The organism is Bacillus sp. LL01 (assembly GCF_001037965.1).
On record NZ_LFEL01000078.1, the window covers coordinates 1 to 7081 of the forward strand.

The following is a 7081-nucleotide window of genomic DNA, read 5'->3' on the forward strand; positions in this document are numbered from 1 at the left end:
AAGCCTTCTACTTCTAGGTGCCACATTGCTTCTGGGATACCAAATTCCATTAGGTCAACACCCTTGACCCCTTTAATACAGTCAGCATAGTACTGAGCTGCACCACCGATAGCGTTTAGGTAAACACCACCATGCTCCTCAAGCGCTTTTAGCGTTTTAGGACCCATTCCACCTTTACCCATTACAGCACGGATACCGAATTTCTTCATGATATCACCTTGGTATGGTTCTTCACGAATACTCGTTGTAGGACCAGCCGCTTTTACATGCCATTCGCCTTGCTCATCTTTAAGCATTACTGGTCCACAGTGATAGATGATTTGACCATTAAGATCAATTGGTGCATCATGGTCCATTAAATGATGATGAATCGCATCACGACCTGTGTGCATCATTCCATTAATGATGACTACATCTCCTACTTTAAGTTCACGAATTTTCTCTTCTGTGATTGGAGCTTCAAGTACAACTTCACGTGCTTCTGATTTCACTTCTGCAGCATCAGAAATTTCTTTACTTTCTGTGTTAAGGTTAACATTTTCTCCATCTTTATATAACCACTCACGAATCTCGCCAGACTTTTGATCGAGTACCACACCTAGGCGGCGATATGCCCAGCAATTATAGGCAACAGAGACAAAGAAACTAGCTGGTAAGCGGTGCATCGCTCCTACCTTACAGCCTAGTAACGTAGCTTCCCCGCCAAATCCCATTGTTCCAATACCTAATTTATTGGCATTTTCCATCACGTAATCTTCAAGCTTTTGCAGATCTTCTACAGGATTAACATCATCTACTGTACGGAATAATTGTTCTTTCGCAAGTGAATAACTCGTTGTACGATCTCCACCAATTCCGACGCCAATGAAGCCTGCACTACAGCCTTGTCCTTGTGCTTGATAGACCGAATGCATAATACATTTACGAATGCCATCAAGATCACGACCAGCACGACCTAGACCTTCTAACTCTGCTGGTAAGCTATATTGGATGTTTTTATTTTCACAGCCGCCACCCTTTAAGATAAGACGGACATCAATTATATCTTCTTCCCATTGAGAGAAATGAATAACAGGTGTTCCTTCACCTAAGTTATTTCCACTATTTTGTCCTGTTAGGGAATCTACAGAGTTAGGACGCAACTTTCCATCTGCAGTTGCTTGCTCCATAGCTCTATGAATCGCTTTTTTTATTTCAATTTGATTCACGCCTACAGGAGTTTTAATTTCAAAAGTAGGCATAMCAGTATCTTGACAAATCGGTGACACCTTCTCCTCTGCCATTTCAATGTTTTCTGTAATCGTTGATAAAGAAAGCGCTGCGCGAGTACCTGCATTTTCCTGCGTCTTTGCTTTTGCAATCGCACGACGTACATCATTAGGTAGATTCGTAGACGTTTCGACAATTAATTCATAAATGCTTTGTTGCAATTTCTCCACTTCTGCCAGCTCCTTTTCCGTTCTTCTCTATACTTGTCAATCTCTATTATACTGCTAGTCCAAACATTCCGAAAGTCCAAATTGAAAGCGTCTACAGTCTATTCACCAAAAATAGACAAATAAAAAAGGACCCCAATAAGGAGTCCTTCTTTTATGTTATTACTTAGTTACGTTAGCAGCTTGAGGTCCACGAGCACCTTGCTCGATATCGAATGAAACAGCTTGACCTTCTTCAAGTGATTTGAAACCGTCACCTTGGATAGCTGAGAAATGTACGAATACGTCATCTCCACCTTCAACTTCGATGAAACCGAAACCTTTTTCTGCGTTGAACCATTTAACTGTACCTTGTGTCATTAAAAATTCCTCCAGCGTGGATTTTATCCACAAATATATTACTACCCTTGCTCTGTAATCTAATAAGAAGAAAACTACTTTTAAAAGAAAGTCTTAACTTTATCGAGACATCCGAACAGGAATAATTAAGTTCATCATAACATGTTGAAAAAAGAAAAGCAAATTTATGTTGTAATTTGTTCAAGTTCCTCTTCAAAATAGAAAGTGTGTGGGTATTCCTTAACTGTGTATGAGTATCTTTTCATATTAGCCACGTAGCTGAATTTACTCACCGTGACCGTTTCATTTAGTGACTTTAAAAGCACCTTTTCATTCGTTTGGAACTTATTTTTTCTCAACTTTTTTCCCACTTTCTATTTTTAACGTTCCTTCTATTGTCTCACAGATCTCATCGATGTAAACAGCTAAGGATACGGTTAAACGAAAAAGCATTAAGGAAACCCTGCTCCCTAACGCTTTTTTGTATACCAATATTTTTTTATAATAAGCCCATTTCTTGTGAAGCAATGGCTTCTGTTGTTAAGTGATGGTCACGATTCACATAATGAAATAATGGCTTCCATGACTTGGTCCATTCAATATGTGTCACACTTGTATTACCAATTTGAAATGGTCGATGAACCTCTCCCCAATTCTCTCCTAGCATGAGATACATCAAGAAAATACTAATGAACCCGCCATGGGATACAATCGCTACATCATCTTTATAATGTGCTCTTTTTAATTGATCTACTATATACGCACAACGTTTAGTCAGCTCTTCCACTGACTCCGTACCCTCTAACCCTGAAGTCAGAATAGACTTTTCTTTAGCTTGTGGAAACTGTTCATAAATTTCTTTTCGAGTTAACCCTTGAAGAGGTCCAAGGTTCACTTCACGTACCTTTTCCCATTTATGAACGGTTTGATCCTTGTAACTTCCTATCGCAAGTGCTGTGTCATACGCTCTAGTTAAATCGCTACTATAAATGTGATCTAAATGTATGTGTTTAAAGAAATTCCCAAGTTGTAACGCTTGTCTCTTCCCTAGATCTGATAAAGGGAAATCATGCCAACCTTGAATCTTTCCTAATCGATTTCCTTCTGATTCTCCGTGACGGATTAAATAAAGATTCACTATGCTGCCCCCTTATTCAGACCAGTCATTCCGAAATTGTTTGCATTTTAATTCGATATCATCAAGCATCGTTAGCAAACGATCAATTTCTTCAACCCCTGCTTCTTCAGGATCAATTGAATCTAAAACATTCATAAGTAAGTCTAATCGACGATGTAAATAATCCATCTGTTCTTTTTTATCATGAATGGCTCCACCCACAAAAATCGCTCCTTCATATGCGTACTATTTCTTATCGTTACGCGCTCATTTCCGAAAACTGTTTAAAGTTTAACAGATTCATTTCATCCAGACAACTAGACCTTCTTCATCTGTAACGATAAGACTTTTTCTCATCTCGCATTTACGTTATGATTAGACAGAACAACTAGAGGTCACAAACCTCCTCAAAGCAGATATTTGCCAACAAAAAAGGAGTTCGATTTTCTTGAATCAAACATTACCAAAAATCACGCCTTCTTATGATCCGTGGGAGGCATATGAAGATATAAACTCTTTCGGTCATCTTAAATTAACGAATATTGAGTTTACGACGACCACACTTTGCAACATGAGATGTGAACATTGCGCCGTTGGATATACATTGCAACCTAAAGACCCTACCCCACTCCCATTAGAATTACTAATAAAGCGTCTTGATGAGATACCTCATTTGAAAGCTTTTAGTATTACAGGTGGGGAACCAATGCTTTCAATGAAATCTGTAGATCATTATGTAGTGCCCCTCTTAAAATATGCTCACGAACGTGGGGTTCGCACACAAATTAATTCAAATCTTACGCTTGATTTAAAACGGTATGAGAAGATCATTCCTTATCTTGATGTTCTTCATATATCTCATAACTATGGGAGTGTTGAGGATTTTGCCGACATTGGATTTGCTGTTATGGACCGAAAACCTAGCTTCGAACAACGTGCTGCCTTGTTTGATCGCATGGTAAAAAACGCAAAAGAACTAACAAGCCGCGGAGTCATAGTTTCTGCTGAGACAATGATTAATAAACGTACCATCCCTCATTTGGATAAGATCCACCAACAAATTGTAGAAATGGGATGCCAACGACATGAAATTCATCCTATGTATCCAAGTGATTTCGCCAGCAAACTTGAAGTTGCTACATTAGATGAAATTCGTAACGGAATTCACCGTCTACTAGATGTGCGCAACCCTAAGACTTGGATGTTATTTGGTACATTACCGTTTTATCCTTGTAGTGATAACCAAGAAGACCTAGTCCTTCAAAAGCGCTTGTTTGAAGAAAAGAATGTCACTCTCCGCAATGACCCAGATGGTCGTTCAAGAYTAAATGTAAATATTTTTGATGGAGATATTATTGTGACTGATTTTGGTGATACACCTCCACTTGGAAATATTCAAGATACCTCTTTAAATGAAGCATATGAGACATGGAGTAAGACGAGTTTAAACCAATCATTATCATGTCATTGTCCATCTGTTAAATGTCTTGGTCCTAATGTGCTTGTAAAAGATGCCTATTATCGTGATATTGACTTTACAACTAGAAAAACAAACATTTAAAAAAGTCGTCCGCTACAAAGGGGACGACTTTTTTTGCTTATTTAGGTTGATTTGCTGCAACAAACCCAAAGGATAAATGATCTTGAACTGGAATCCAAGCTCCCACGCCTTGTTGAGTTACATTTTTCACTTCAAGCTTTCTTTTTCCACCTTTAAAAGAAAGATACACTTCACCATACGTGACCTTTCCTTTTTCATTAGCTGCCGGAACATAGCTGTGCAAATAACCAACCTGATTTGGTGCGATGTTGTAAGTATTATTCTTTCTTGTCCCTTGCCCAATAACTGTATCAAATGAGAGTGGTAAATTCGTGTGTTCAGCAGCTTTAATCATCATCATCTTTTTAACTGCTTCACTATTTGGAATTTTAGCTGTTAATCCGCCACTAACCCGTTTTTGTTGCTCCTGGGTATAAGCAAGCTTTTGGGGAGCACGTCCACCTCGATTATCCACATAGTTTGTGTTTACTTTTTGATATTCCCAATTCACTTCAGTCCCTTGAGATTCATAAGCAAGAGGCCATTCCCCTAAATAGATGGACGCTCGAAACCCAATCGCAAGTTTCGAATCATTGATCGTTGATTCATTAAAAATTCGAATGAGATCTGGATTCTCAATTTTCACATCTGTTGAATCAAGTAATTCTTGTGCAAGCGTACTTGGCTGAAGATAAGGCAGATCTTGAGTAGGGTTGGTATACGTGTTTTCTTTTGAGATAGGCAAGACTGAACTTGGGATGGTAAAGTCTTTCTTACCTTCACTTTCGCCTTCTGCCATTGCTTGAAGTGGTACACACAGGATGAGAAACATAACAAGTGCAAGAACGATCCGCTTCATGATCCATTCCTCCTTAATAGGTTGATTTTTTCTGTTATCGGTAGTGTAAACCGCAAGCTTAAAAAATATCCGTTACTTTCCGTTTGCTCTTCTTTTTGATACCGTATAAGAAAAAGAAAGGATGAAGAAGATGCATATTTTATTTATCGGTGCCGGTCGAATGGCTGAAGCTATTTTTTCTGGAATACTAAACAAGCACAATAAAGAAGTAACGATTACCGTTTCCAATTTATCAAACAAGGAAAAATTAGTGAACTTAACAGAAAAGTATCCAATAGAAATAACAGAAGATTGGATGGAGGTAATCGATCAAGCTGATACCATTCTTTTGGCTTGTCCTCCAAGTGCTCATGATAAAGTATTGAACCAACTTTCACCCCAAGTAAAAGAACAATTTGTGGTAACCGTGGCTGCTGGTGTAGACCCTACTTTTTTAGAAGCCCATTTACCAAAAGGGGTCGCTGTTGCTTGGCTTATGCCTAATACAGCAGCAAGTGTAGGGAAATCCATGTCTCTTTATACATATGGACAACATGTTACACCTCTACATAAAGAAAAAATGAAAGTCATTCTTGATTCGATTGGTCAATCAGAACAACTAGCTGAAGAACAGGTTCATAACCTAACTGCTGTAACAGGAAGTGYACCTGCTTACTTATATTATTTTATCGAAGCTCTCGCCGATGCTGCAACTGAATATGGACTTACGTCAGCGCAAGCTCAGAATCTGGTTAATGAAATGGTCATCGGCAGCGCGGAAATGCTTATGACCTATAAGGATCCTTCGACCTTGAGAGAACAAGTTACCTCTCCCGGGGGCGCAACAGATGCAGGATTAAAGTCATTACAAAAAAATCATTTTCAACAAGCGATTATTGAAGCAGTTAGAGCAACAAATGACCACGCTAAAGCGAAAAAAAACTAAAAAAAAAACTAAAAGGTCTGAGCTCCCACTCAGACCTTTTTGCTTACTATTATGCTTCCTTTGTTCCATAGACCATTCTTTCAAGTTTCGGAAAGAAGAATTGAATTAACGGACCAATTAAAAATGTAACTAATATTGTCCCAACTCCAATGGGACCTCCAGCAGCAAAGGCTGCTATTAAAGCGGACACTTCACCAATCGTTTTCGCTACCATTAGCCTTACTCCAAACAAGTCCTGAAGCACAAACATAAAGCGATCAATCGGAATAACTGCAAATTTCGCTTGTAAATAAGTCGCTATCCCTAAAGCCATCATGACAATCCCAATGGTTAAAACAAGATATTGTAAGACAACTCCTGTTATAAATACATTTGGAAAAATGAATAACAACCAAAAATCGATAAAAAAGCCAAGTATGACGATCGTGATCAATGATAAGATCTCCGGTTTCCTTTTAGATAAGATCGCATTTAAAATAATTAAGAAGATCCCAACTARAATAACCCAGTTCCCTACCGTAAATGGAGTCATTAGTGAAAGCCCTACATTTAGAGCATCCCATGCCCCTGCTCCTAAGCCGGCCAATATGGTCATCGTAATCCCGAATGACAAGATCAATAATCCAACAAGATAAAATAGTCCTCTTTTAACTGTTACTGACATCTACTAATTCCTCCATCAATGTATCAACTACTCCTTATTTTGTACCCTCTGTCTGTTTTGCAACATCTTCACTTATTTTTCGCCAATTTCCGAGGAAATAATAGCTCGCTGCAATCACACTACTGACGATAAAGCTCATTCCCATACCAAGGGCTATCCCTCTTTCTCCATACCATTGGGCAAATAAGAATGTTAATGGAA

9 protein-coding genes and 1 pseudogene are annotated in these 7081 nt (G+C 38.6%); 2 read left to right on the top strand and 8 right to left on the bottom strand.

What is annotated here, in order from left to right:
- The 5 genes from AB685_RS24545 to AB685_RS24560 all read right to left on the bottom strand — a co-directional run.
- A partial coding sequence (locus AB685_RS24545) for a fumarate hydratase (protein ID WP_047973211.1) occupies positions 1-1439 on the bottom strand: 1439 nt, incomplete at its 3' end.
- A 159-nt stretch (positions 1440-1598) separates the two neighbouring features.
- Positions 1599-1796 (bottom strand): cold-shock protein, encoded by a 198-nt coding sequence (locus AB685_RS24550; RefSeq protein ID WP_047973212.1) that lies wholly within the window; start codon positions 1794-1796, stop codon positions 1599-1601.
- A 164-nt stretch (positions 1797-1960) separates the two neighbouring features.
- Complete coding sequence (locus AB685_RS31835; protein ID WP_198530578.1) at positions 1961-2134, bottom strand: hypothetical protein; 174 nt, start codon at positions 2132-2134, stop codon at positions 1961-1963.
- 140 nt (positions 2135-2274) lie between these two features.
- The gene (locus AB685_RS24555; RefSeq protein ID WP_047973213.1) at positions 2275-2913 is read right to left on the bottom strand and encodes a histidine phosphatase family protein; all 639 of its coding nucleotides are present in this window, start codon (positions 2911-2913) and stop codon (positions 2275-2277) included.
- 12 nt (positions 2914-2925) lie between these two features.
- Positions 2926-3114: an SE1561 family protein gene (locus AB685_RS24560; protein ID WP_047973214.1), complete on the bottom strand. Its 189-nt coding sequence runs from the start codon at positions 3112-3114 to the stop codon at positions 2926-2928.
- Between the two features lie 220 nt (positions 3115-3334).
- Between AB685_RS24560 and yfkAB the strand changes: the two genes are divergently transcribed.
- A complete protein-coding gene (yfkAB, locus tag AB685_RS24565) occupies positions 3335-4453 on the top strand; it encodes a radical SAM/CxCxxxxC motif protein YfkAB (RefSeq protein WP_047973215.1) in 1119 nt (372 codons plus the stop codon).
- A gap of 37 nt (positions 4454-4490) precedes the next feature.
- Here the strand turns inward: yfkAB and AB685_RS24570 are convergent, their stop codons facing one another.
- The gene (locus tag AB685_RS24570; RefSeq protein ID WP_047973216.1) at positions 4491-5291 is read right to left on the bottom strand and encodes a YfkD famly protein; all 801 of its coding nucleotides are present in this window, start codon (positions 5289-5291) and stop codon (positions 4491-4493) included.
- 121 nt (positions 5292-5412) lie between these two features.
- Here AB685_RS24570 and proC point away from each other — a divergent pair, with 121 nt between their 5' ends.
- Positions 5413-6216, top strand: a complete 804-nt coding sequence (gene proC / locus AB685_RS24575; RefSeq protein WP_047973217.1) for a pyrroline-5-carboxylate reductase — start codon at positions 5413-5415, stop codon at positions 6214-6216.
- Positions 6217-6265: 49 nt separating this feature from the next.
- Here the strand turns inward: proC and AB685_RS24580 are convergent, their stop codons facing one another.
- Together AB685_RS24580 and AB685_RS32195 are read right to left on the bottom strand one after the other, a co-directional pair.
- A complete protein-coding gene (locus AB685_RS24580) occupies positions 6266-6880 on the bottom strand; it encodes a membrane protein (RefSeq protein ID WP_047973218.1) in 615 nt (204 codons plus the stop codon).
- Positions 6881-6914: 34 nt separating this feature from the next.
- Positions 6915-7081: pseudogene (locus AB685_RS32195) on the bottom strand (MATE family efflux transporter); the annotation flags it as partial.

Excerpts from the sequence above, each read along its gene's own strand:
- AB685_RS24550 (WP_047973212.1), bottom strand. The coding sequence starts at position 1,796 with ATGACACAAGGTACAGTTAAATGGTTCAACGCAGAAAAAGGTTTCGGT.
- AB685_RS24570 (WP_047973216.1), bottom strand. The coding sequence starts at position 5,291 with ATGAAGCGGATCGTTCTTGCACTTGTTATGTTTCTCATCCTGTGTGTA.